Below are 25,000 nucleotides of genomic sequence, written 5' to 3'. Positions count from 1 at the left end.
TTTATCTTCAATTCGAGATGCACCCCGCTTAACGTACCCGACAGCATGAGTCATACCCGCACCCATTAAAAGAATTAAGCTCGCTTTTCCCGCAATAATTTGTGGTGAGAAATGTATGAGCCAAATACAAATACCAGGCCGGCCAGCATGAATACAAGATCCGCAATGGGAGTACCCACCATTATGAAAGCATATGTTGCACCGATAAGATCGAATGTAAATCCGGCGTAGGCCCATTCTTTGAGACGGGAGAATCCTGGCACCAGCAAAGCAATAATGCCTAGTATTTTTGCGACGGACAGAAGATACAGCACGTCATACGGGTAGCCAATGGTCTTCATCATAGCTTCGCCCTGGGGGTTAGGCATGAAACTGGTTACTGCCGACATGAGCATCAGGGCTATAAGCAGCACAGTGAAGATCCAGTAAATGATTTTCGTTTTTTTCATGTTGTTTTTCTATTTGTTGAATAAGATTTTATTTATACGACAAATATAAAGGTATACATTTATGCTGGCGGGTGGTAAACACGACAACTTTAGGGTAGAATCGGGTACATAGAAGATTCCTGCACGCGGGGTGACAAATGGAAATATGGTGGTTGGTGAAGGCATCAATCACCTTAAAGTAGAACCTTCACCCGCTTAGCCACAAGGCAGGGCAACCTTTTCCGCTGGATAAACCGAATTAATCCTCGCGCCAGCCCAGTCCCGGAGCTACGTGCTCCAAAATGGAGGACAATACATGCACATTGTAATCAACACCCAAAGTATTGGGTATCGTTAACAATAGGGTATCTGCTTCCTGTATCGCTTCGTCGTTTGCCAGCTCGTCGATTAGTTTATCAGGCTCCGCTGCATAGCTCTTTCCAAATACAGCCCGTTGGTCACGCTCTATGTAGCCGAAACTATCAGCCGTTTTACCCTGTCCGCCGAAGTAATATCTGTCATCATCTGTTACCAGTGCGAAAATTGACCGGCTCACCGAAACTCTCGGCTTGTGCTGGTGTCCGGCTTTTCTCCAGGCTTCCTTAAATGCCCGTATCTGTTCCGCCTGCTGTACATGGAATGGCTTGCCGCCCTCATCGAATTTAAGGGTCGAACTCTGAAGGTGCATTCCGTTCTCGGCCGCCCAAACAGCTGTAGCATTCGATGCAGCTCCCCACCAGATACGATCCCGCAATCCCACAGAGTGGGGCTCTAAGCGCAGCAATCCGGGCGGATTAGGAAACATGGGATAGGGATTAGGCTGTGCAAATCCGATACCTTTTAGTTTATCCAAAAATTCCAACGCTTTTTTTCGTCCCATATCAGCGTCGGTTTCACCTTCTGCAGGTTCGTAGCCAAAGTGGCGCCAGCCTTCAATTACCTGTTCAGGCGAGCCTCTGCTGATGCCCAATTGTAATCGACCACCCGAGATCAGATCGGCAGCACCGGCATCCTCTACCATATAAAGCGGGTTTTCATACCGCATATCGATCACGCCCGTTCCGATCTCAATCTTGTTTGTTTTGGCGCCGATGGCTGATAACAACGGAAATGGCGATGCCAGTTGAGCTGCAAAATGGTGTACGCGAAAATAAGCGCCATCTAAGCCTAATTGTTCGGCGGCCACCGCCAGGTCGATCGATTGAAGCAAGGTGTCTGCTGCTGTACGGGTTTTATATGAAGGATGATCGGACCAATGTCCGAACGATAGAAATCCAATTTTTTTCATGCATACAAATTTAAGAAATGCGGCGGCTTATCGCTGCTCCAATAAAATATGATGTTTCAGGTCTTTGTTTTTCCCTGGCGACAAAATAAAGATATCTCGGCAGAACCAAGATACGACTCACTCTAAAATATTTGTTTGATTCTACATTCTATGCCTTTGTATCTCCAAAGCAGGAGGAAAAATAGCGACAATAAAGGGCCTCATTCAGGACTTAATTTGGGTACGGAAATAGTAAAGAATTGGCTTACCGGTATAAAAGAAGCCATAAATCCGGTGACTTTCTGTAACCTTTCGGGGGATAAAACCGTACGCCTGACCCTGTTACCAAATTTATCCTTATCACAATTTTAGACAAGACGTTCCTGCGCATGGATAGCATGAATAACCCCAAAGAAGTACTCGAACTTCTATTTCAGGAGAACCCTCAGCCAATGTGGATCTACAAAACAGAAGATTGGCGAATTTTATTTGTAAATAAGACAGCTACAGATGTTTATGGTTATTCACAGGAAGAGTTTTTAACGATGACAATCAAAGAACTTAGGCCTGAGGAAGAACAAAAAAGATTTCACGGGATTGTTAATGAGGTTAGGGTGAATAAAAGTCAGCGTTGGGATTTTCGCCATCAGGATAAAAATGGAAAAGTATTTTGGGTACAGATCTGTTCGTATCCTCTCCGTTATAATGATACGGATTGCCGACTGGTATTAGTGTTGGATCTGCAGGATATACTCGATTATCGATCTACGATTAACAAACAGGCTTCAGATTTACAAAAGATCCTCGACAACTCTATTGATGTAATTTGCTCTTTTGACGCTGAAGGCCGGTTTGTGCAATGCAGTCGCGCTTCGGAGAAGGTATGGGGATATTCGCCCGACGAGCTTATCGGCAGACCATACCTTGATTTCGTATGTAATGAAGACAAAGCAGACAGCATAAAGATTTCGCAGGATCTGATGCTAGGACTTGAAGTAAGAAACTTCCAGAACCGATATATAAAAAAAGATGGATCCCTGATTCCTCTCGTTTGGTCGGCACGCTGGGATAATACTGAACAGACCATGTTTAGCATTGCGAGAGATGCTACTGAGAAAATGAGTGCAGAGATAAAAGCCAGGGAACAAAGCCAGCGGATAGTCAGTATTCTTGAGAGCATAACGGATGGTTTTTTTACAATAGACGACAACTGGCTGGTTACACACTGGAATAGTGAAGCAGAACGCATTTTACAGATGCCTCGCCAAAAAATTCTGAATAAACGATTGTGGGAGGTTTTTGACGAATCTGTTCTGGTTCGGTTTTACCCTCAATACCTTGAAGCTTTGCAAAAAATGGTTCCTATTCATTTTGAAGAGTATTCATCACGGCTGGATATTTGGCTTGACGTTACCGCATATCCTTCTAGTGGAGGCTTTTCCGTCTATTTTAAAGACGTTACCGAGCGGATCAAGACGCAAGCACTTATTAAAGAAAGTAAGGAGCGATATGATATGCTTTCAAGAGCTACTAACGATATCATTTGGGATTGGAATATCCTGTCTGACACAGTAGACTGGGGGATGGCATTTGAAAAGACATTGGGTTACGAACGATGCGAAGAATACAGTAACGGTAAATGGTGGATTTCAAACCTACATCCTGAAGACAGAGACAGGGTGGCCGAGCGTATGGCACAATTCATCCGGCAAGCCGGCACCTGGTCGGAAGAATATCGTTTCAAATGTGCTGATGGGTCTTATAAGAATTTCCTCGACCGGGGCTTCGTAATATGCAATGAAGATGGAGAATGTGTGCGGGTGATTGGCTCGATGCAGGATATTACTCAACTAAAGCAGAAGGAGTGGGAGATATTTAAACACAATCAGAAAATGCTCAAGATTGCTCATACTAATTCGCACCATGTTAGGAAGCCTCTGGCAAACATCCTGGGATTGGTGAATTTATTGCTGCAAGCACACGAGGAGGATCGGGAAGATCTGTTAAAAATGCTGAAAGAAAGCAGCGACGAACTGGATAGCGTTCTAAAAGGAGTAGCCGAAATTACATCATCCTTGCAGGATTAGCTTTTCGTGTTATTTAACTTCAGGCAGGTTTTGGGCCGAGGTTTCGGTCTTCTCAAGAAGTTTAATGGCAAAATCAAGTACTACATCTTTTCGGTTGCTAAGGTCGCTACCCGAAGGTTTGATAAGGAAATCCGGAACCACGCCTTCTTTATTGTTTTTGTCGCCATTCGCCCTCACATAATATTTTAGTGAGCTGCGCGCAACTAGCCGAGTATCGGGTAATAAAGTTAAGCATATCCGAATATTCGTTACAAGGCTCGGCAGTGCTCTCGCCAACCAGGAGCCCTAATCTAAAATCTTTAACAGCGTTTGCCAGGATGTTAGCCGCCGAGAAGGTTCCGTTTTCAGGAAGAAAAGTCGCTCAAATACTGCAACTTTAGCTCTTGTTATATTCGGGTTTAAGGGCTTGATCAAATAGTCTACTGCGCCTTTTTGGAAGCCCTCTAAAATATTCTTATCCTCAATACGGTTGGCTGTAACGAAAATGAACGGAATATTACAGGTTTGCGGGTTTGAATTAAGGGTTTTAGCCACCTCAAATCCGCTCATCCCGGGCATATGCACATCCAGCAATATTAAACTGACCTCAGGATGGAGTCGAACCATCTCCAGCGCATCCGGGCCAGATGTGGCCTTAAGAAAACAGCGATTATCGGTATCAAGCAATTTTTCCAGAGTAAGGAAATTCTCCTTAATGTCGTCTACCAAAAGAATAATGAATTTTTCTTTTGCGATTGAGCGGCGGCTATCAGAATTCGCTACCGGGGGGTGTTCCAATTGCATTTAATTGATTTGGTGTCGGCCCGTCTACGTTGCAGCGGGAAAAATATTTTGCTCAAGATCTATGCATTAAATCGTTGTCAAAGTAATTACAAGGCTTATTTAATAGTTAACCCCTATTAAAAAGGAACGAAATAATAGCTTGCCAGGGCGAAATATTTTCTTAAATAACCTGGAATTAAAACAAACCTGATGTTAAATCATTTATATACGCACTTAGATAATTGTATGAAACACCTTAAAAACACATTGATTCCTTTGATGGTACTGGTTCTATTAATCTCAGCATGCAGCAAAGCTGATGAACCGCCTGCAACAAGCCCTATTATGAAACAGGGTAAATGGAAGGTAAGTTATTACGCCGATAATGGAGCGAACGAGACCAATGCGTACACCGGTTACGTTTTTACATTTAACAGCAATGGCAACGTTACTGCTGTTAAAGGGACTTCGACCGTTAACGGGACCTGGAGCCCCGGCACAAAGGAATCAGATAATAAATTGATTCTTAATTTCAATTCTATTTTCCTGGAAGGACTTAATGCGCAATGGAGCTTTACAGAGAAATCGTATAGCGTAGTGAAAATGGAACATGTAAATGGGAGTAATGACACTGATATTCTGGTTATGGAGCAAATCTAATTGATTAAGGATAGGGGACATGCCCAGTTCGGTCCATTCCCAAACAATTAGGGCTTAAATTGTATTTTGGGTAATGCACAAGTTTCCAATTTTCAATTATTCAAAATTTAAGGAGTTACCCTTAGAGCAAATGGATGCTCTGAGATTTTCTATCTATGTCCTTGATTTTAATTGGAATTATTTATTCGTGAATGCTTTTGCCTGCAACATGATCAAACGCTCTCGAGAAGAATTACTTGGTAAGAATATGTGGGAGGTGTTTCCGGTATTGGAAAAAGATCCCAGCTATATGCTCATGAGAAAAAATGCACAAAACGGTCATATGTCGGATATCTCTACCGTATCGCCGGTGACCCGCCAACGGGTGAATATCAAAGACTACCGTTTGGAAGATTGCTATTATTTCTCTGTTTCTGTTCTTCCTAATAAAGAGAGCTTAATGGATGAGTTGCGCGATCAATTAGAAAAAACTAAAGCAAAGCCTGAGAATAATTAAGCCAAAGCCTGACGGAAATCTTGCAGCAGATCCTCAATATCTTCTATTCCAACAGATAGTCGGATCATCGAATCAGGAATTGCCATCTCGGCCCGGCGTTCTGCTCCCAGTTCAAAAAATATAGTGTGAGCTACCGGTATCGCCAGAGTTCTCGTATCGCCAAGGTTACTCGATTTGATAACCAACTGAAGCTTGTTAAGGAAACTAAAGCAGTCAATTTCAGGTTTTAAAGCAAAACTCATTAGTCCTCCATAATAACGGAAGAGCTCTGAAGCGAGTTCGTGCTGGGGATGACTTTCGAGCCCCGGATAATAAACTTTGTCGATTAAAGAATGAGATTCAAGAAATTTAGCGAGCGTTAATGCGTTACTACATGCCCTCTCAAGTCTTAATGCCAGCGTTTCCGAGCCCACGGAAATGCTGTGTGCTGCCTCTGGTGATAAGGTTCCTCCACCGTCGCGTAAGCCCCGCTTTCTGATTTGGCTTACGCCCTGCATTTTTGCCGGAATTTGCTGCCGGAGTACAGGGGCGATATTAGCATAATTAGCCCAGTCGTATAAGCCTGTGTCCGTTACACTGCCTCCCAGTGCGTTTCCATGACCGCCAATATATTTCGTGAGTGAGTTGATGATCAGGCTCGCCTTTACCGTAACCGGAGAAAAGAGATAAGGCGAAGTCATGGTGTTATCTACCACATAGATGAAGTTGTTACCCTCGCAAAAGTCGCCAATGGCTTTTAAGTCTGCTATTTGAGTAGCCGGATTTGCGATGGTTTCTACAAATACCATTTTTGTAGAGGGCTTAGCTGCGCCGCTTATATTACGGACGTCTGTAGCGTCTACAAAAGAAATATCAAGGCCCATGTCAATCATGGTCTGCATGATGCTTCTGCTATTTCCAAAAAGGAAAGAACTGGCAATAATATGGTCGCCTGATTTTATAAGTGCTTGTATTGTGGCAGTAATGGCGGCCATCCCGGTAGAAAAAGCTATGGTAGCATGACCATTTTCCATCTGACTCACCTTATGCTCAAGGGCCGTAACAGTAGGGTTGCCCTGACGAGAATAGGCGTAGCCTTTCGCTTTATTTTGGAATACATCAACAAGACCGTTTACATCGTCAAATCCCCAGGTTACAGCAGTGTGAATAGGTTGATGAAGCGCGCCGTGTTCTGGTTTTAAAAGTCTGTCTGAATGTAAGGTTGTTGTCGTAAATCCTTTTTTAATAGTCATCTTTAATTATTGAGCAAACAAACTTCCGTAATTTATTCCAAAATAAGATCAATTTTATCGAAATAGACCGTGGTGTGACGTTCGTATTTATGTCTCTTTTCAGGTAGTGAAAGACCTGTTATCGAGAGAAGCCAAAGAGACGGATTAGTGCTTCCGGTTGGAGAAAGCAGCCTGAAAACTATAGAAGATGGTTCGCGGTCTGTTGATATTTATGCTTATATAACAGAGAACACCTGCGTTTTCCCGGGAAACGTTAAGTATGTGTTCGGAGGGCTGATATATGCAAAAGCCGGATTAGCGGCTTTCGATCACTTCAATCTCGCCGATGTCTTTTTTATCGGTGTCAGCAGCAGCTGTAGGTTTGGCAACAACCTTAGTTTTCTTTACAGGGTTTTTGGGCTTTGTTGCTGTTATTTTCGGCTTCTTTGTTGAGCTATTGGCCAGTACCGGCTGATCAAGCTTCTTAAATAACGTAGCGTATTTTACTTTCGCCTTTTTCATTATCGGGAGATAAATGCTATCTGTCCGGCATAATTCTTCCGCATCGGTGATGTCCTGTTTCGCCAATGCCAGATCTCCGATAAGGATCTTTGTAACGCCCAGGTTTATCAAAGACGTGATGGTTGATGGAACATCATTCATTAAACGGGCCTGATTATTAGCCTGCAGATAGAACCATTTAGCTTCAGAATAACGCTTTTGATCCTGATAAAGACTCGCTAAGAAGTTGAAGCTCTTTAGGCGGCCTTCCTGGTCGTCGGAAGAGCGATAATAGGAGAGGGCTTCATTTAAAATAAAATGTTCAGCCTGTTTAGGGCTCTTTTGCATTCTTTTAATGTAGGCGATCCGGTAAAATGTAGAGCCCAGGCTGTCTTTGCGGCAAACTTTATAGTATTCCTTTTTTGCCATCTCCGCATATTTCAGGGCTTCAGGATAATTCTTCTTTTTAAGATATACGTCAGCAACATATAAAGCAGTATTTCCAGCCATTACATATTCATGCGCTTTGTCCTGAATGGTATACAATAAGTTGTAGTTTTTCAACGCCTCGGTAAAAAGACCGCTTTTTTCCTGAACGTTAGCAATTGCAGTGATAGCATCAGTTCTGCCGGGTATGTATGCCTTCTTTCTGTATAATGCATCCGAGAGCCGGAATTGTGCTATCGCATCCTTACTTTTTAAGCGGTTAAGCAGCTTGCCCATTTCAAGGCGGATATTAGCTTCCCATAAAGGATCTTTAACTTTGTTGATAGTTACGGCCGAGCGGTAGTGTTTCAATGCCTCGGCCGGCTTTTCTGCCTTTAGCTCCGAAGCTTCCAATAAATGGTAGACCACTTTAATTGTTACCGAATCGGGTTGGTTTAATACGATTGAAGTACTGTCTGCAACCTCATTTGTGGTATCCTTTAAGTAGGATGCGTATCCGGAAGCAAAATGGGCAGTAAATATTAAGGTCAGGATTAAAGCTCTCATATATGTGTGTGTCGGAAAGCTTTAAGAAAAGACTTTCAGTAATGAGTGCTTCAAATCCCGTACCAAAAATATTGTTTTTAAAAACTTCAATTAATTTCTTTTGACGGTTTGCGCGACTTCCAGGATTTTGATTTGAATTTTCCTTTCTTCTTCCGGTTGGCATCCACAGGTTTAAATACGGGGGATTCGCCTAAATGCTCGGGCAAAACAGAAACATTTATTTCTCTGTCGATCAAGGCCTGAATATTATTCAGTTTTCCCTGGTCGCGCTCGTTTACAAAAGTAATGGCGGTGCCTTTTGTTGCAGCTCTGGCGGTACGTCCGATGCGATGGATATAATCTTCCGGATCTGAAGGGCAGTCGTAATTTACGACAAGGTCGATCCCCTCTACATCAATTCCACGCGACAAAGCATCTGTGCCAATGATAACTGGTAATTGTCTGTTTTTAAATGCTCTGAGAATATCCTCCCGCTCGTTTTGTTCCAAATCGGAGTGGAAGGCCTTTACTTTAATGCCGATAGCTTTTAATGCTTTGTAAAGGAGTTTTACCTTTTCCTTTGTAGAGGCAAAAATGATAGAACTCGAATATAAATCTCCTTTTAAAAGCTCTTGAATGAGGGGCACTTTCTGGTGGTCGTGAACCTTATAAATCTGCTGATCAATACCTGCCGCAGGCTGAGAAATGGAGATATTGATCTGCTCGGGGTTGTGTAAGATGGAGTTTGCCAGAGAACGGATCCGCTGTGGCATCGTTGCAGAAAATAGCAATGTCTGACGCTTTTTGGGCAAGTGACTTATGATCCGCATGATGTCGTCCATAAAACCCATGTCCAGCATTCGGTCGGCTTCGTCAAGAACCAAATACTTGATAGTATTGAGTTTAAGGATACCAGACGAGATATGCGCTAAAAGCCGGCCAGGCGTAGCAATGATGATATTAACATTGTGCTGTATGGCGTTACGCTGCTGCTCATAAATAAATCCGTCGCCGCCGCCAAAAACCGCGATCGAACTGATATTTACATAATATGCCAGGCCTTCTACCTGCTGGTCGATTTGCTGCGCCAGCTCGCGGGTTGGTGCCAGAATTAAAGTGCTTGTCTGGCTTTTATCGGTTTTACTGATAAGGTCGAGTACTGGTAAAAGATAAGAAGCAGTCTTTCCGGTTCCGGTTTGTGCGCAGGCGATGAGATCTTTCTCGGCCTGAACCACCGGTATTGCCATTTTTTGTATTGGAGTAGGTTCTTTGTAACCCATGCTTAAGAGTCCTTCGTGGAGCTCTTCATTGAAATTAAAATCTTCGAATGTCAATTTATTTTTATTGTTGAGGGATGCAAGATATGAATTTTTTTAGTGCCACACTTCTTTAACTCCTTAAGTTACAGTGATAGTTTAACAGAGATAAAATATTTTATACGCTTTCTTTTCTGATTAAGTTATTAATACGGAGGTCGATAAAGGAATTATCACCGCAAGGGAAGTAAATTTTTGCATCAAACCTTAAACTTTTTCTATATTTGCAGCCATTAAGGGCACCCATAGCTCAGCTGGATAGAGCAACGGTTTTCTAAACCGTCGGTCTCAGGTTCGAATCCTGATGGGTGTACATCCAAACTCAGAAAGTGCGAAGCGCTCCCTAAAACCTCGGTTTTTCGCTTCGCACTTATTTAAAAGCTCCCCCGATTTACTTCGCAAAAGCGCTGCGATTGATTTTTTATTTATAAAATTTCGCACAGCTTCGCAATGAGAAAAGCATCAAACAAGGTGTCATGCAACGTCGTAATCGACAGCAAAGTGAACAGAAACGGCATGAGCAAAATTTATTTTCGGATTTTGCAGGGAAAAGTGAAACACGATATTTCCACCGGGATCTTCTGGCCTAAACAATTTTTCGATAAGCAGAAACAAGTACTTAACTCCAGGCACGAGGGCGACAGCGATGTATTGCCTTATAATCTCCTGATCAGTGAATATAAAACCATTGCTCACCGGTTACAGTTAAAAGGGTTTCTCAATAAAACCAGCACCAGTATTGCCGATTTAATTGAAGAATTCGAATACATCGGTAAGAATGTAGATTTTCTCAACTTCATGGAAACTGAAATGCAGTTTCTGTACGAAAAGCAAATTTTAGAATACCACAGCTACCGCACCCACAAAAGCTGCCTTAACACCTTAAAGAAATTCTGGACACGCCCAACACTGCCGTTCGAATTAATTACCGTAGATTTTATAGCGCAATTCGATTCTTGGGCTAAAAAAGTTCACAAAGTGAAACCCAACACCGTAGCCGGTTACCACAAGGATATCCGGAAGTACTTAAACCGGGCAAAAAAGAAAGAATACATCGTTGTAAATCCATACGAGTATTTTCCGGTGGCGTTTGTGCCTGGCGACAGATCAGCCTTAACCCAAGACGAATTAATCGTACTCTACCAACTTTGGAAGAAGAACTCGCTGCTTCCGGAAGTTCAGGAAACGTTGCGGCGCGTGCTGTTTAGTTGCGTAACGGGTCTGCGCATCAGCGACAGTTCCCAGATAAAGGGTGAGATGATAGAAAACAATATTTTAACTTTTATCCCACACAAGGGCAGGCACAAGGGCCGGATTCTTAAAATTCCATTGCCACAAATAGCGTGTTCGCTGATTGAGGGGCACGATGAAGAGGAAATTTTCAAACCGTTCTCAGATCAGTACATAAACGAAAATCTAAAGGTTATTGCCGGTGTGGCCGGGATAAAGAAAAGACTCACGTACCATTGCGCCCGCGACACGTTCGGGACTATTTTTGTGGAGATGGGGGGCGATGTGAAGATTCTTCAGGAGCTTATGGGGCACAGGGATATAAGGACTACGATGATATATTTGAAAATGGCCGATAAACGGAAGGAGTTACTGATGAACAACTTTGATAGATTTATGATTGCATAAAAAAAGGAGCTGCCAGGCTCCCTTTTCTAAAACTCATTAATCTTTTCGTTTGCTTTGCGCCATCCAGATGGCCATAAACAGATCACTTATTCGTTCCATAGATAGTTTTTCGTTTTCTGTCATTGAGAAATGCGGGTCAGAATAACATTGGTAGAATAATTTAAAGAAAAGTTGGGTGCAATCAGGTGTGTGATTACTGACAATTAGTTCATCAATTAGGCAGTAGATTTTTTTAGCCGTTTCCTCATCAACAGATTTTAACATACATAAATGTTTAGGGTTAAACTGATTTGAGAGCGGTATTTAGAAATTTAGTGTATTGGTTATAACGCAGGAACCTGCAAAAAAATATCCCAGGTCGCTGCTAACTCTTGAGCGTACCCACAGAATGCAAGGACTTACACCCGCTCGCCTGGGAGGTGTCTTTGCTGTGGGTATTGCGTGAAGAGTTAGCGGGTACAATTTGCGCTTAATATGCCGATTCTACAAGTTATAAATCACGTTTTTGGATGAAATTCGTCATTGCCTGATTAGCTGATTTTTAGCAACGGCAACTACGCACCAGCATCCTGCCTAACCTGCATAATTCGTTTGTTGTGTTCTTCAAATAGCATGGTGGAGAATACAGTTGGCTTTTCATCAACAATCCTGATGGCTGTCATCATTTCAGCCATCATACCTTTCAACTCATCCAGATTGTTCGCTGCTTGCGGATTTTGTGCTTTACTAGCAACCGGCAATGACGATGATCCCACCGGCGAAACCCCACCATTGCGATACATCCGCTCTGCCTGCTGCATCGCTCCCATATCAATACTTAAACGGGCTCCATTTTTACGCTGGCCGCTGTAAAGAAGCGCATCCACAAGTTCAGGGTTGTTGGCGTACGTTTCGCGACTAATAATCGGCTCCCCACCTTCCATTTCCCCGACCATGGCACCGGTAATACTGTCGATCATTTTTATACCGCCACGCTGATGGGACGGGCCATCTGGAACAAATCCACCTTTAGCAAATTGCGGTGCTTTCTGCGATGCAATTACAGCGACCTGAGCGGCAGTAAGGGCGGCAACTATCGGACTGAAAGCAAATGTTAGGACACCAGTTTGAGCAGAAACCTTGGTCATAGCTAAAGCGCCATTAATAACAGCCTGTGCTATTGCCGCTTTTTGTTCTGCCTGCCATGCCTTTCTTCGCTCAGACTTTATTTTTTCGTCATACTTTGCATTAATAGCCTCTTTTTGTTTGTCCGAAAGGTTTTTGTTTGATAGTTCTGCCTCTCGCTGGCGTTCAAGATCTGCTATAGCTGCATCAGTTTGAGCAGTCCGACTGTTACTCATTATCGCAAAAACATCATTGGATATTTGACTAGCTGCCTGAAGCATAGCTTCGTTTTTCTTGGCTTCGGCTTCTATCACCTTCTCCTGCGACTTTTCAAGATACTTATCCTCGATCGCTGATTTTGCCTCTATCCATTTTTCATATATAAGAGTGGTATCTGCACCAACTTCATCAGCGGCGATAATCAATTTCTCAAACTGATCATCTACAGCTAACTGCTCTTTTTGGCGGGCATCCATGCCCAGTTCGAATATTTTCTGTTGAGTATCTGCCTCTTTTTTTAGGAAATCGGCATACTCTTTCTGTGCTTTTTTAAGCTGATCGTCCTGTTCTTTTTCGTTTTCTGCTTTAATCTTTTTACTGAGCGCTTCCATCTCGGCAGTTTCAGCTTTTTTAATGGAGGCAAGTGCGGCTGAAAGTTTTGCAGAATCTGTAAGGTACTGTTCTGCCTCTCTGCGCTCCTTATCATACTTGTTAGTGATGGCTTGTTCTTCTGCAGCAAATCCTTCCAGGCGCTTAGCTGTTGCGGCTTTATAAGCATCATCCATTCTATCAAGTATAGTTTGAAGTTGATTGGCCTCTTTTTCTGCTTTTGCGTTTTTATCCTTGGTGCCTCCACCGCCGGCATCGGTTCCGCCACTAGGTTTTACTTCATCCATATTCAGGATGTTGTCGTATTGCCACCCCTCCAGATTCATCCTGATTAATTTATTTTTCTCAATCTCGGCGTTAACCTTTTTTAATCTGTCTAATGCGGCCTGTTGAACCTCAGGTGTCATTGTAACCTTGTTACCACCTAGTTCGAGGGCACCTTTAGTTCCTCTTTTTCCATCCACGACTGGTGCAGAGTTAAGCGCAGTTGTTAATCGGTATCGTTCGCGGTAAAGGGCGTTTGTTTCTTTAATATGTTTTGCCAGAGCGTCCTTATTTTGCTCTTTGAGAACAGCTTTTTGAATTTCAATAAACTGTTTTGCTTTAGTGGTGTTTACAGAAATTGCATTCCCAAGGTTATCCCATTGGGTAACTGCAGAAGGCATAATAGCCGCGATACCTCCAATTACTTTTTTTAATTCGACCTGTTCGTCCTTATTTAATTTGGTTTTCGCTTTTAACTGATCGTGTCGGTCTATGAGCGGATTAAGTTTTTTTTCAAGGTTTACGCTTTGCTCTGCATTTTTAGCCCACTCCCGAGTTAACTGCATAGATGCCGATTCTGTTGAGAGTAACTTGGTATTAACAAAATCCAAAGCGTCTGCGTAAGTTTTAAAGAATCCGTAAATAAATCCTTCACCTTTAGATCCCAGTTTAGCGAAAATTTGATCCCAACTATCGCCAATGTTTGATTGAAGGCCGACTATTGTTTTTGAAACAGCTTCCATAGTACCACTAACACCCTCCATTTCGCCAAATGAAACAAGCGCTTTATTTATGGCCTCTGCTGTATTATCAACTTCTTTGGTAATACCTTTAAAAGTGAAGGAAACTTTATCGCCATTTTTACTGGCCTGTATACCAAATTCTTTCAATCGTTCGTTTTCACCGGTTTGAGCATCAAGAATCGCTTCAACAAACATGTTTAGCTCTTTACCTTGGGAAGCGGCCAAGTCGCCCATTTTTATCAATTCTTGTTGAGTGGGCACTATCCCTCGGTTAACAAGTTTGATATAGCTTTCTGTGGCCGACGCTAAACTAAAGGGAGTTTTTGCAGCGAAATCATTAAGCATCTTCAGGGCATTATTGGCTTTGCTCCCGTCACCATTAAAGGCATTTGTAAGAATCGCCCTGAACTTTTGCGCCTCCCCATAAGCATCTTTAATTCTGACGATTGCACTCATGGCGCTACCAGCAATGTTTTGGAAAACATTAGCACCAACAACACCAGCAGCAATAGTTTTCCAGCTGGTGCCGAACTTCTTGCTCTCTTCCGTCATGCCGCTCATTTCCTTTTTTGCGGCGTTCAGGGCCTGCTTCATCGTAGCAATGGCCTGGGCTTTCTCTTGATAAGCTTTCGGATTATCGGCTTTTTTCATCCTAATGATTTCCGATTCATACTTCCGTATAGAATTGGAAATCTCTTTCATCTCTGTTTTAGCCTGCTGGCCGTTGATGACGAGCTTTACAACACTCTCTACATCTGTTCTGGATTTTGCCATAAACTAAAAATCCCGATTGCAAGGCAATCAGGAAAGGACAGGGGGAGTGCCTAACAACTAGATATTGGTAGTGATGCTGGTGCTGCTCATTCCATCACTCACCAGTGTGCCCACCGATTTACCTGTCGATTTTCCGAGTATTTCGTTTAGTTTATATACCTGGCTCATTTTGGTTTTATTGAGCCATCGCTTCGGGGCGCGATGCACGTACGAAACATTGGCCCCAACTTTTGCACCAAGCTGAGATGCTTTGTTGCTATTCCGCTCGTAGGCTTTCAAACCACGCCCAACACCCATATCTCTGAAGCGGCCACGCATTAAAAACGAGATCGATACTTCGTGCAACTCTCCGCCCGAGCTTTGCATCTTGCGCCCGAAGGATCTTTCCAATGCACCAGATTTCCCGATCTTCTTCTGCCGGATAGATTTCTGAAACCGCTCAATAGTGTACCGGCTCCATTGATCTACTTCGCCCCGAATGTTTATCTTATCGTGTAAGCTCTTGGCCATAAACTAAAAATCCCGATTGCAGAGCAACCGGGAAAGGACAGGAGGGGAGCGGCAACCATTGTGTGTTCACACAATAGTTGAATTTTATTTATTATAACAACAACTCCACTCAGCCAATAACATCATCACATCCTCAACGTGCATTTTCTGTTCTTCATTAATATCAAAAAACTTGTCATGGTATGCTTGGAAAAATACATGTATAAAGCTCTTCTGCACTTGTGCGGGTTCATGCTTCTCTCTAAACTCTAAAAACTTGATAAGATGGTTTACATGTAAGCTGCCTTTTGGCACCTCAAAGCTAAAGCACTCGGTAGTGCCGTTGTTGGTGGGTTTAACCTGAATCGTAGGTTTTTCTGTCGTGTTTCGCATGTTGACATAATTTAAAAAGCCCAGGCGCTGCGAAACACGCCGACTTAACGGAAGATTACAGGGCCTACCTGCTCGCCTGGGATATTGTTAAAAAAATATTTTGCTGACTTGCGTCAACGTGTTTCGCATAACAAACGTGGGAAAAAGATTTAAGAATTCAAAATTTTATTTTTTTGACCCTCAAATTCCTCTTGGCTTAATACTCCTTTATCTCTTAATTCAGCCAATCTGGTAAGTTGGTCTACTGATGTTTGTTTTTGTGGAGAGGGCTGATTAATAATCTTAACAGGTTGCGCATCTTTATTTAAAGACCATATGAGTGCTATAATCCAACCGATAATAGTCCATCCTAAAAATAAATTCAGCATCAAGACGGAGTTCTGGCAACGTTTGCCCCACGCCATAACTGTAGGAACAAAATACACTAATAATAACGTGATCAGGACAATGGCTTCCATGGTTTTAGATTTAAGTAAGCACCTAAAATATAAAAAAAGCCCAACTTTTCAGTCGGGCCTTACTTCGCTCCCCAGCGAATATTGAGGTTTTGGGGCCTCAAATGTTTTATAAAACTGCGTTTGCAGGTTTTAGAAGTGGGCGAGACACACTTCTAAATTGCGTGGAGGTACTTTTAGTCTTTTGTAGGATTGTCAAAATCAATCTTAATTTGATTTCCATTAGCCTTCCACTGGTCGAAAGAAGTTCTCCTCACTTCATCTAATTCCTTTCTCGATTTTTCCATAGTGTCTTTTGCGGTTTTAAACGCAACTTGGGCTTCACGATATTTGTCAAGATAATGATCAGTTTTGTTTCCTCTTTCGATTACGAAATCCGAGTATTCAGTAAAATGTTTGTAAAGTACTTCGTAACATTCCTTACGATATTTTTTAACCGCTTCTCTCGCTTCTTCTCTGACGTTTTTTGGGTTAATCGTGAATAGCCATCCAAATATAAATTTTAAGGGAAGACAGTACATGTCCCGCTCTTTTCCGTCTGCTGCAACTGCCTTGCTGAGCAAGGCAGTTGAACCTAGATCGTCATCGTCTTGGATCTTCTGCCGTTGGGCTTCTTCGTCAATCCCTAATGCTTGACAAATCGGTTTGATTGGAATTAATTTTTCTGAATTGTCGATTAACAGAATTGAAATTCCATTAACAGTCGCTAAAGACTTAGCTGATTTTAAATTGTTCTCATTCATACTATAATTTTGTTTAAAAAGGTTGCTTATTCAAGCGGCTTTTTTAAACCTGCGGCCGTATGCAGGCGCAGCGCGGGGAGCTGGAACAAATGTAGAAACAATTATTTAAAAATCAAGCTTATAACAAAAAAGCCCAGCTATACAGCCGGGCTCCTAAATAAAAGGTTGCGTTGATACCTTATTTCTTATTCTCCTTTATACGTATAACTCACTTCTTCTTTGTCAGGGTTTTCGAATGTGATAGTATATGAATTCTTGTTTGTCTTATCAAATCCAAATCTGTACACAATATCGCTTATCTTAAGTTCGTCAACGTTTCCGAAATTATTCCGATTTTTGATACTGGGACGTGATTTAGACCTTATTTCAAAAACATCAGTCCTTCTATAGCTGGCATCGCTCCGAACCACTGATTCAACCTTAATCACCTTCATCGATGTCTGATCCTCATCAGGCCCATTCTTTTTACAAGACGCGCAGGTAATTACTAGAAATGTGATAAGTAGTAAATTTTTCATAACATTAGGTTTATGCTAAGTTATAAAAATTAGAACACAATCCATAGGGGGCCAAAATAACCGTTAAGCAGACTATTTGCCTGGTCGTAATTGTATAGCGTTTCGTGGATGGTAGTGTACCAATAACCATCGCCCTGGGCAAATAAATATTTTACTCCCATCCGCTCGGCATACCTTGGCTTGCTTTCTTTAATCCGAAGCTCATAACTAGGTGGATGATCGCCGGGCTCTGTGCTGTTGGTTAAAAGGAATGCTTTTTGTCCGCCCAAGCCTTTATCGTCGGTAGATACTTTAATTTCCTGGGCGTTTAATACTTTTCCTGCCTTTATACAAACCGGAATAACCGTTGTAATGCCAGTAACCTGGGTATTAAAAAAGGCGCAAAGTACATCAACGGTGTAGCCGTCGTAACTTTCGGCGTCTGGTATAATCACTTGTTCTACCCGGCTGGTTTTGGCCGCACTGTTTAAAAGGGAATAGCAATCTATCTTTACCTTAACCCGGGCTTTACCCTGCATATCGTAAGCCAGTTTTTCCAAAATGGCGGGCACGTTTACGCCCTGGTAATAAAACTGTAGTTTTTTACTGGTATCAAGCCGAGATAAAACCGATACAGGTACGGTGGCTATTGAAGTTATTTTTTTGGCACTGGCAATAAACTCGTAAAAACGGGCATGTGCTGTACTTAGCTCCATAGGTTCGCAGTGCGGAATAAATTTTCCTGGCTCAGCTTCGCGCATACCGGTAAAGCGAATTAAGCGCAGGGGTAATGTATTAGACGAAAAAACAACGGCGGCTTTGCGCCGTGTTACTTTACGCTTGCATTTCAGCATATCTGCGTTATGATATTTAAGCGAGTTGGCGCTTACCTCTATCGCTTTACTACCATCGCCCACTACTAATCGGGCGGTGGGTAAATAAGTGGCGTTGGTGAGAAAGTTTGCGTCTTGCGTGTCGGGTGCAAGAGTTATGCTGAACCCATAGGTAGATTTTACCTCCATTTCGGTTATTTCCTCAATGTATTCAGAAATATCTTCGTGCTCAGGGTCGTTCATAATGTCGCTGAACGAATCTACCCGGATGGTGGCGTTCAATAAATCAAAACTAAAGGTGAGTTTAAGCCGCGGGTCTTCGCGCAGTATTTTGAAAAACTCGCCAATGGCAGCGTCTGGCGCGTAAAAGGCAGAGTTTTGAATAGCCAGGTAGATACCGTCGTTAGAAAAATCCTGCCCCCATAAAGTACAGTTGTATGGGTTCCATACGTATATCTGGTCGTTCTGTGTGGTAAAGAAATTGCCAGTAGCTACAAAGCCCAGCGCCTCAATGGTTTTTTTGATTAGGTAGGTAAGTTTAAAGTACGGTGTGTTAAACACCATATAGTCCAGCGCAATTTGCTTGCCGCTTGGTGGCGTTATTTTAAACTTCTGGTTGGCATAATCCCAGAGGTTGGTAGTGGTAGATACTTCCTCTCCAAAGTACTCAACCCCATCGTTAAACACCGGCAGAAACGCATAATTATACTTGTGTGGGTTTACGCAGGTGTCTTTCATGTGGATTTCCCAGCCAGCGGTTGTTACTAAGGGTGAACCGTATGAGTCGTTGGTGCGGATATCGGTAAGTTTAACCGTTTTAAAGTTACTGGCCAGTGCGCCAAAGTTTACTTTCAAGGTAAAGTCGTACGCATTGTTCCCTATTTTGAACTGACACACTCCTTTAAAAAGCATAAATCCAGAAACAGAAATTCTTACCGGAAATTCATACAAGGAGTTTTCGGTGTCTACGTAATGCCCTCCGGAAAAAAAGGCCTTATTGGCCGGAGATATGGGCGCTTTGCCCGGGTAGGTGATATCCTGAAAAAACTTATCAGAATCGTTAAACAAAGGGTTATACCGTTCAACCGGGATGCTTAGGTTATCAGAAACCTCCATCACCTCACCACGCTCATTAATTATCTCCAGCATAATAAAAAACTATTTAACCAACCAGTACTGTAAAAACTTAATATCACCCAGAACAAGATCCATTTTGCCCGTAACCTTCAGCAGATCCTTATCATCAGCCAGGCAGCGCAGATCATCGCGCAGCAGAGAAGAAACCGACAGTTGAAACTTCTGGTACGAAGCATTCACCACAGCATGCAGCGGGTGCGACTCGGTCAGCTCCTCATCCTCAGTAAGATTATTAGCCTCTCGAAACTCCTTCAGTTGCTCGTTCCATTTCACAGCAAACTCCTGCATCCCTTTAGCCAACGTATCCAGCAGCGGATTAAACCGCTCTAAATCTCCGATCGTATCGATCCGGAAACCACGAACGAGCCCGTTCAGCTGGGAGATAACCCCAAACGGAACGAACTCTTTAGTTTTTTTAACCTGAACGCCCATCGCTTATACAGATTGAGGGTTTTTCAAATCATAATCCGCTTTAAGCGCCGTAGCAATAGCCGACTGAATACCCTGCAAAGCAGTATTCCAGATATCAAACTCAGCCTGGGCCAAATCTTTCTCCGGGCCAGCCTTTGCCACAAGTAGCTGCGCCTCACGCTCAGCCAGGCGAATGTTAATCGGGTTCAGATCAACAGTGATGCTCTGGCCGTTGATCACGTTGATAGTTTGCTTGCCAGTGATGGAGATATTTCCATCAGTAAGAGAGCTGCTGCCAGGCATGGCCGTACCTTGAAAACTTAATGCCAGGCCATGGGCCAGAACTGCTGCGATAGCTTCGCTGCCCTGGGCAGCTGGTGCTAATATTACTTGAAATGGATTCATATATGTTTTTTTAACTTAATTGCTTAGTATAAACCACCTCTCTCAGGTCGCTTTCATAATAATCGTATTGCAACGTTGCAGCTACCACTTGTGCACTCTGCGGATCATTGATAGCAACCGGATCGTCGATGTTTTCTGTTAATAAGAAGGTTTGGATGCCGGTCATAGCGAGTAGTTCCACTTCAAAAGTTTTTATCACCCAGCTACTATTTGGAAGAAATATCTGTACAGAACCGGTAATGATCATCGAAGTATTGGGCTGAATATCCGGCTCTATATTGACGTAGAAATGGTACAGCGAACCGCCTTGGTTCACCATTTCCACCCACATCGATACGATACAATATTCAGGGCAACGCTTGTCGGTTACTATTGCACCATCTACTATAAAGAAATAATTAAAGCCCGTTAAGCTGGCATAGCGGTACGATCCGTTTAATGCCGGGGTGGTTCTGGCTTCATCCTGAAAGATAAACTCGCCAACTGCGAGTGTAATGGCCGTTGTGTAAACGGTAAATTCCTGTATCTCCGGAGATAAATTACAGCTGGCGTATTCCGGACCGGTGGCCGCTCGTTTAACCGCAACCGGCCGAACAAGAATGGCGCTATACCAGTCCGAATACTTCGTTCCTTCCTGGTTAACAATGAAACTCCGGAAATATAATTGATCGCCGGGGTTGGTACCAGTGAGATCGGTTTGCACCAAATGATTTAAATCTGTTTCATCCGAACCGGCTGCAGCAATGGTTCCGATGCTGATAGTACCATTCTTAGGCACATCGCCCAGGGTGTAAAATTCAAATCCGTAGTTTGAGGTGGGATGATAGAAAGCGGAATACCAGCGGCCCTGAAATCTTATCTGAGTGTTTTGTCGGTTGACTACAACAGGAACGGTTACTTTTCCTTTTGTATTTAACCCGGCATCGTTCAGCAAGTAAACATTACGTATCACCCCGCCAATCTTCACCGGTACGCTGGCCTTAAACTTTCTGGCTGCAGCATGATACGCTTCATTAGCGCCGCCAACGATTACAGCACCTATAAAGCTGTATTGTAAAACACCGGCTTCTTTATGAGCCACCTGCAGCACATAGTCTAAAAAGAAAAGTGCTTTTACCTGATCAAGCGTGCCATAAGTATTGATAGCCGGGAAAGCATCGTATTTAATAACTCCGGGGATATGCAAAGGCAGTTTAGCCAGGGCATTTTTATAATACGCTGTTGACGGTGCGTCTGCCATTAGTTAAAACCCTCCGCCCAGATTGCTACCTCACCATTTGCCATGTCGTTAACGTTTGGCGCAATGGTGGGTATGGTTAATAATGTGTTTGCTTTGATTTTGGGAGCGGTGAGAAGTGAGGTAACAGATACCGGAGAATCGAGATAGATACTCAATCCCTTTAGATAAACGTCACCGCTATAATGCTGCAAAAATCCGTAATAACTTGCTTCAATATCTTTATGTCCGAATCTTGCGTAATCCGAACTACCAGACCAGTTTTTTACTGCAGCTGATCCAAACGTTGCAGATGTTCCGGTGAGCCCTGTGTACAAATTAAATCCATCAGTTCTCAGTCTTGCATATTCAGTGTTATTTGCAAGCAATGATAAGTACGCTCCTGCACCGCCTCCGATCTCAGCATCGCCTCCGGCACTTTGCCGAATAATAGCGCGACCTAAAGAGCCAAAGGTTCCAGAACCTGTCCAAGTGTTGTTACCGGATGCGTCTATGGTGTAACGCTTAGCATTATTTGTGAAGAACTCAAGTGGAGTTGCCACACCAGTTCCTAAAATAGATGAATAAGGTGAGCTACCTGTAAAGGTTGAACCTCCTGCACTACCTTCTACCCCGAAAGCAATATCTCCCCCCGTATTAGCGAGATACATTATTCGCCTTTCTGCGGTTGCTCCCTGTGCTGAAAAAATTAAACCTGTTATGCCTGAATGAAGGGTTCCGCTCAACGGACTTCCCGAACCAGCTGTCAACGGCAAATAAGCAGTAGAGCTGAAAGCGTTGGAGCCGAGGCCGAGAAAGGTCTTTAAATAATTTGCCGAAAAGCTTCTGATCGTATTACTTGCGCCAACCTTTCCCATGATATATCCAATCCCACCGGCATCAACATCATCAACGGAGTTAAGATAACCGGCAGCATTAATATTTTGCCCTTCGATCTGTCCAAAGGCATCTCGTTGCACAACTGTACTCGCTGTATTAGTTGTTGAAGCATTCAAATAAGCTGCTGAGCCGAGGCCGAGCGATAGCTTTACAGAATTTATATCATATTTTCTGATAAAACCATCCGTTGAAAATCCAGCGTAAATAGCGTCAAAAGTTTCAGATGCCCGCAAGGACTGATTTTGATTTAGTGTTGATGCTGATAATGTTCCATCAGCATCACGTTGAGCCGCAGTGTTAGCTGTTGCACTTTGCGAAGCGTTCAAATAAGCTGCTGAACCGAGGCCGAGAAAGGATTGAATTTGTGCAGCTGTAGATGCGCCCCAATTAGTACCATCAAAAGCCATCATATAGGAGTTAGGCGTCACTAACCCCACATATTGGTATCCGTTCCATTTCGTACTATTCGCCGCCGTGGCATTAATACCCAACCACCTGCCATCGCCTTCAGTCTGTATCCCGTATCCGGATAACGTTGTCGGTTTATCCGTCAAATCATTCCAGGAAGAAACGCCAGATCCGGCAGGAGCCCGGTGCATATACTTGCTGGCCGTGGCGTTCCAATATACTTCGTAACCATCCAACCGGCCAGAGATGTCTACATCGCCCAGATCAGGGAAGTTCGCAATCACCGGTGGCTGCGGAGCTCCGCCACCTAAACCCGAAGTATCGAAGTAAATGGCGCATTCGCCTTCTTCCATATCGAGAACAGACGGAGCTCCGTTCGGTATCACCAGGTAATTCAAAAATTTCCCACCTCTTACGTTTAGCCGGGCATCGGTCTGGTAATCGTAGCGGTTTTGAATGAAGCGGCCGTCTGAGGTGGTTTTGTCGTAGTAGTTAGCAGAAAGGGCGTAACCCATGGTGTTGTGATTGCCCCAGCTGTATGCAATATCCCAATTCGCCTTATTATAGCCGTCCTGGTTAAATAAATTCCATTTATTAATATCTGCCTGAGTAATGGCCTTTACCCAGCTGGGCACGGTCGGGTCTGTTTCGATTATCCCGTTAGACGGAAGAGAAGGGATTACGGAGTTAAAAAAAAAACCCTCGATTCCGAGTCCTGGTTCATCCACATCACCCTCGGTGAATACGTCGTCGGTAAACCGGTACTCATATTCAAACTCCTGGTGAAACAGGGTTTCGCCATCGGGTATCTCCGGAATGTCCTTCGACGTAACTTTAATGGGTAAAAACAGTCCGGATGTATAGCGAAACTTGTGCGGCGATAAGTAGAAATCGCGGTTTAAGATCAATTCGCTTCGGTCTATGTGGCCGGTAGAAACCTTAAACTTATTATTAAGCTTAACATCAAAAACAGTCGAATTACCCTTTTTAATATCATCGCCCGACTTTAAGATCCGTTTTGCTTCCTGCTGCACCAGCTCCAGCGAGCTGGTAGCCTTACCATAGCATAGGCGCGTATCAAAAGCTCCCCAGCTGCTCCACGATACCATGTATCGAACAAATTGCTGAGCCTTATAATTGAGGTAGTACGTGCGCGTTTCGGAAATCTTCACGCCGGCAACCGTCTCCAGCCAAACCTCGTAATGTTTTACCAGCTTACCAGGATAATCTGCAGGAGTAAAAAGCCTGTCGTGAGTAACGTTAAAAGCTACTTTGCCCAACGTAGTTAAAGCCACAGCAGTAACCGTAACATCTGCGGAGGCAGTACCATCGGTAAACGTAAACTTCACCCGTAAGCGGCCGTCTTGCGTGGCCCGGGTGTTAAAGAAATATAAAAACTGAGGCTGATCCTTGCGTGTGTACTGGTGGCTGCTGCCTTGCTTCAAAAAGCGATCCTTAGTAGCGTCGGCCACATCAGGTACCAGCAATCCGGGAAGCGTTTTAACGTGGTTGCCTTTAAAGCTTAACCCGCCAGCCAGAATGGTGTATTCGGCCGACTTGATTTTCTTTCTCACCACAGCCGGCTGTCCCCAGCTCTCGGCATAGGTATAGTAAAACTTGCGGCATGATTTTTTGCAGAGCAGAGCGGCGGTACTGCCCGTGTCCGGGATATCCAGCACATCCGTTTCCAGGTATGCATTCAGCCGGTCGGCAATGTCAACCTCCGAGATGCCCGGCTGATCAGAGCGAAGCGAGATCTGCGCGGTATGAATGCTTACAAAATCCGTATGATCTGCATTCTGGCAGAAGAGTTCAAAATGTATGTAGTAAGCATCACGAACAATTTGAGTAACGCCCGGCGTAATGTTTTCCAGTTCGAAAACTGCGTTGGTAACAGCTGTAAAGTCAAATCCGGTACCAGCCTTTTTAGCAGTGAAAAGTACAGCGTTACCAGAAGCGTGAATATCAAAATACTGGTCGATAATGTGATTTGCCTGAAAATACGCAACAAGCGAAGCGGCGTATGCTACATCACCAGCACCAGCCGGAATCTGTAAACCCGAAGTGTCTGGCGCTGTACTAACAGCCGTAAACGTAACAACATTTGCACCAAAAGAAATGGTGATGACGGTACCGTTGGCAACGGCATTAAAGAACCCTAAAACGTTAATTGATTTAACACCCGCCTGCTCCAGATAATTATCAGATAAAAACCTCAAGGGAATGAAGTTCTTAGAGAAATTATACGATGCAGGAGTTGTTGGATTGGTAACCGCCATTT

Annotated in this window: 23 protein-coding genes and 1 tRNA gene; 5 read left to right on the top strand and 19 right to left on the bottom strand. The window is 43.4% G+C overall.

The features are described 5' to 3' along the window. Nucleotides 1–74: 74 nt before the first annotated feature. Both J3P43_RS06540 and J3P43_RS06535 read right to left on the bottom strand, forming a co-directional pair. The gene (locus tag J3P43_RS06540; RefSeq protein ID WP_255900535.1) at nucleotides 75–449 is read right to left on the bottom strand and encodes a DoxX family protein; all 375 of its coding nucleotides are present in this window, start codon (nucleotides 447–449) and stop codon (nucleotides 75–77) included. 238 nt (nucleotides 450–687) lie between these two features. After that, the gene (locus J3P43_RS06535; RefSeq protein WP_255900533.1) at nucleotides 688–1,716 is read right to left on the bottom strand and encodes an LLM class flavin-dependent oxidoreductase; all 1,029 of its coding nucleotides are present in this window, start codon (nucleotides 1,714–1,716) and stop codon (nucleotides 688–690) included. Nucleotides 1,717–2,093: 377 nt separating this feature from the next. Between J3P43_RS06535 and J3P43_RS06530 the strand changes: the two genes are divergently transcribed. Then, nucleotides 2,094–3,782: a PAS domain S-box protein gene (locus J3P43_RS06530; protein WP_255900531.1), complete on the top strand. Its 1,689-nt coding sequence runs from the start codon at nucleotides 2,094–2,096 to the stop codon at nucleotides 3,780–3,782. Nucleotides 3,783–3,791: 9 nt separating this feature from the next. Here J3P43_RS06530 and J3P43_RS06525 read toward each other — a convergent pair whose 3' ends face one another. Together J3P43_RS06525 and J3P43_RS06520 are read right to left on the bottom strand one after the other, a co-directional pair. Next, a complete protein-coding gene (locus J3P43_RS06525) occupies nucleotides 3,792–3,959 on the bottom strand; it encodes a hypothetical protein (RefSeq protein WP_255900530.1) in 168 nt (55 codons plus the stop codon). Between the two features lie 108 nt (nucleotides 3,960–4,067). Beyond that, complete coding sequence (locus J3P43_RS06520) at nucleotides 4,068–4,565, bottom strand: response regulator (protein ID WP_255900528.1); 498 nt, start codon at nucleotides 4,563–4,565, stop codon at nucleotides 4,068–4,070. A 225-nt stretch (nucleotides 4,566–4,790) separates the two neighbouring features. Between J3P43_RS06520 and J3P43_RS06515 the strand changes: the two genes are divergently transcribed. Both J3P43_RS06515 and J3P43_RS06510 read left to right on the top strand, forming a co-directional pair. Next, nucleotides 4,791–5,204 (top strand): hypothetical protein, encoded by a 414-nt coding sequence (locus J3P43_RS06515; protein WP_255900526.1) that lies wholly within the window; start codon nucleotides 4,791–4,793, stop codon nucleotides 5,202–5,204. 73 nt (nucleotides 5,205–5,277) lie between these two features. Then, nucleotides 5,278–5,700 carry a nitrogen regulation protein NR(II) gene (locus J3P43_RS06510; protein ID WP_255900524.1) on the top strand — a complete coding sequence of 141 codons (423 nt, stop codon included), beginning with the start codon at nucleotides 5,278–5,280 and terminating at the stop codon, nucleotides 5,698–5,700. Here J3P43_RS06510 and J3P43_RS06505 read toward each other — a convergent pair. From J3P43_RS06505 to J3P43_RS06495, 3 genes are all read right to left on the bottom strand, one after another. After that, a complete protein-coding gene (locus J3P43_RS06505) occupies nucleotides 5,697–6,932 on the bottom strand; it encodes a cystathionine gamma-synthase family protein (RefSeq protein ID WP_255900522.1) in 1,236 nt (411 codons plus the stop codon). The genes J3P43_RS06510 and J3P43_RS06505 overlap by 4 nt on opposite strands. 294 nt (nucleotides 6,933–7,226) lie before the next feature. After that, nucleotides 7,227–8,405 (bottom strand): tetratricopeptide repeat protein, encoded by a 1,179-nt coding sequence (locus J3P43_RS06500; protein WP_255900520.1) that lies wholly within the window; start codon nucleotides 8,403–8,405, stop codon nucleotides 7,227–7,229. 86 nt (nucleotides 8,406–8,491) lie between these two features. Beyond that, nucleotides 8,492–9,718 (bottom strand): DEAD/DEAH box helicase, encoded by a 1,227-nt coding sequence (locus J3P43_RS06495; RefSeq protein WP_255900518.1) that lies wholly within the window; start codon nucleotides 9,716–9,718, stop codon nucleotides 8,492–8,494. Between the two features lie 221 nt (nucleotides 9,719–9,939). On the opposite strand from J3P43_RS06495, the gene J3P43_RS06490 reads away from it, so the two are divergent. Both J3P43_RS06490 and J3P43_RS06485 read left to right on the top strand, forming a co-directional pair. Then, nucleotides 9,940–10,013 (top strand) — tRNA-Arg (locus J3P43_RS06490). A 137-nt stretch (nucleotides 10,014–10,150) separates the two neighbouring features. Next, nucleotides 10,151–11,338: a site-specific integrase gene (locus J3P43_RS06485; protein WP_255900516.1), complete on the top strand. Its 1,188-nt coding sequence runs from the start codon at nucleotides 10,151–10,153 to the stop codon at nucleotides 11,336–11,338. Nucleotides 11,339–11,374: 36 nt separating this feature from the next. Here the strand turns inward: J3P43_RS06485 and J3P43_RS06480 are convergent, their stop codons facing one another. From J3P43_RS06480 to J3P43_RS06425, 12 genes are all read right to left on the bottom strand, one after another. Further along, a complete protein-coding gene (locus J3P43_RS06480; RefSeq protein WP_255900513.1) occupies nucleotides 11,375–11,602 on the bottom strand; it encodes a hypothetical protein in 228 nt (75 codons plus the stop codon). Between the two features lie 290 nt (nucleotides 11,603–11,892). Further along, a complete protein-coding gene (locus J3P43_RS06475; protein ID WP_255900512.1) occupies nucleotides 11,893–14,832 on the bottom strand; it encodes a tape measure protein in 2,940 nt (979 codons plus the stop codon). 57 nt (nucleotides 14,833–14,889) lie between these two features. Continuing rightward, nucleotides 14,890–15,342: a hypothetical protein gene (locus J3P43_RS06470; RefSeq protein WP_255900509.1), complete on the bottom strand. Its 453-nt coding sequence runs from the start codon at nucleotides 15,340–15,342 to the stop codon at nucleotides 14,890–14,892. Between the two features lie 84 nt (nucleotides 15,343–15,426). Then, complete coding sequence (locus J3P43_RS06465; protein WP_255900506.1) at nucleotides 15,427–15,714, bottom strand: hypothetical protein; 288 nt, start codon at nucleotides 15,712–15,714, stop codon at nucleotides 15,427–15,429. 149 nt (nucleotides 15,715–15,863) lie between these two features. Next, nucleotides 15,864–16,172 (bottom strand): superinfection immunity protein, encoded by a 309-nt coding sequence (locus tag J3P43_RS06460; protein WP_255900503.1) that lies wholly within the window; start codon nucleotides 16,170–16,172, stop codon nucleotides 15,864–15,866. Between the two features lie 173 nt (nucleotides 16,173–16,345). Beyond that, nucleotides 16,346–16,912 (bottom strand): phage antirepressor N-terminal domain-containing protein, encoded by a 567-nt coding sequence (locus J3P43_RS06455; protein WP_255900500.1) that lies wholly within the window; start codon nucleotides 16,910–16,912, stop codon nucleotides 16,346–16,348. A gap of 185 nt (nucleotides 16,913–17,097) precedes the next feature. Next, nucleotides 17,098–17,430: a hypothetical protein gene (locus tag J3P43_RS06450; RefSeq protein WP_255900498.1), complete on the bottom strand. Its 333-nt coding sequence runs from the start codon at nucleotides 17,428–17,430 to the stop codon at nucleotides 17,098–17,100. A gap of 29 nt (nucleotides 17,431–17,459) precedes the next feature. Then, nucleotides 17,460–19,391, bottom strand: a complete 1,932-nt coding sequence (locus J3P43_RS06445) for a hypothetical protein (RefSeq protein ID WP_255900496.1) — start codon at nucleotides 19,389–19,391, stop codon at nucleotides 17,460–17,462. Nucleotides 19,392–19,400: 9 nt separating this feature from the next. After that, nucleotides 19,401–19,811 (bottom strand): hypothetical protein, encoded by a 411-nt coding sequence (locus J3P43_RS06440; RefSeq protein WP_255900494.1) that lies wholly within the window; start codon nucleotides 19,809–19,811, stop codon nucleotides 19,401–19,403. A gap of 3 nt (nucleotides 19,812–19,814) precedes the next feature. Then, complete coding sequence (locus J3P43_RS06435; protein WP_255900492.1) at nucleotides 19,815–20,195, bottom strand: hypothetical protein; 381 nt, start codon at nucleotides 20,193–20,195, stop codon at nucleotides 19,815–19,817. Between the two features lie 10 nt (nucleotides 20,196–20,205). Continuing rightward, nucleotides 20,206–21,435, bottom strand: a complete 1,230-nt coding sequence (locus J3P43_RS06430) for a hypothetical protein (protein WP_255900490.1) — start codon at nucleotides 21,433–21,435, stop codon at nucleotides 20,206–20,208. After that, complete coding sequence (locus tag J3P43_RS06425; RefSeq protein ID WP_255900487.1) at nucleotides 21,435–24,998, bottom strand: hypothetical protein; 3,564 nt, start codon at nucleotides 24,996–24,998, stop codon at nucleotides 21,435–21,437. The genes J3P43_RS06430 and J3P43_RS06425 overlap by 1 nt, the downstream gene beginning before the upstream one ends. Between the last annotated feature and the right edge of the window lie 2 nt (nucleotides 24,999–25,000).

The organism is Paradesertivirga mongoliensis, from assembly GCF_024436395.1.
GTDB classification, from domain to species: domain Bacteria; phylum Bacteroidota; class Bacteroidia; order Sphingobacteriales; family Sphingobacteriaceae; genus Paradesertivirga; species Paradesertivirga mongoliensis.
The sequence above is the reverse complement of the archived record's forward strand: the minus strand, read 5'-3'. Positions and strand labels throughout refer to the sequence as shown.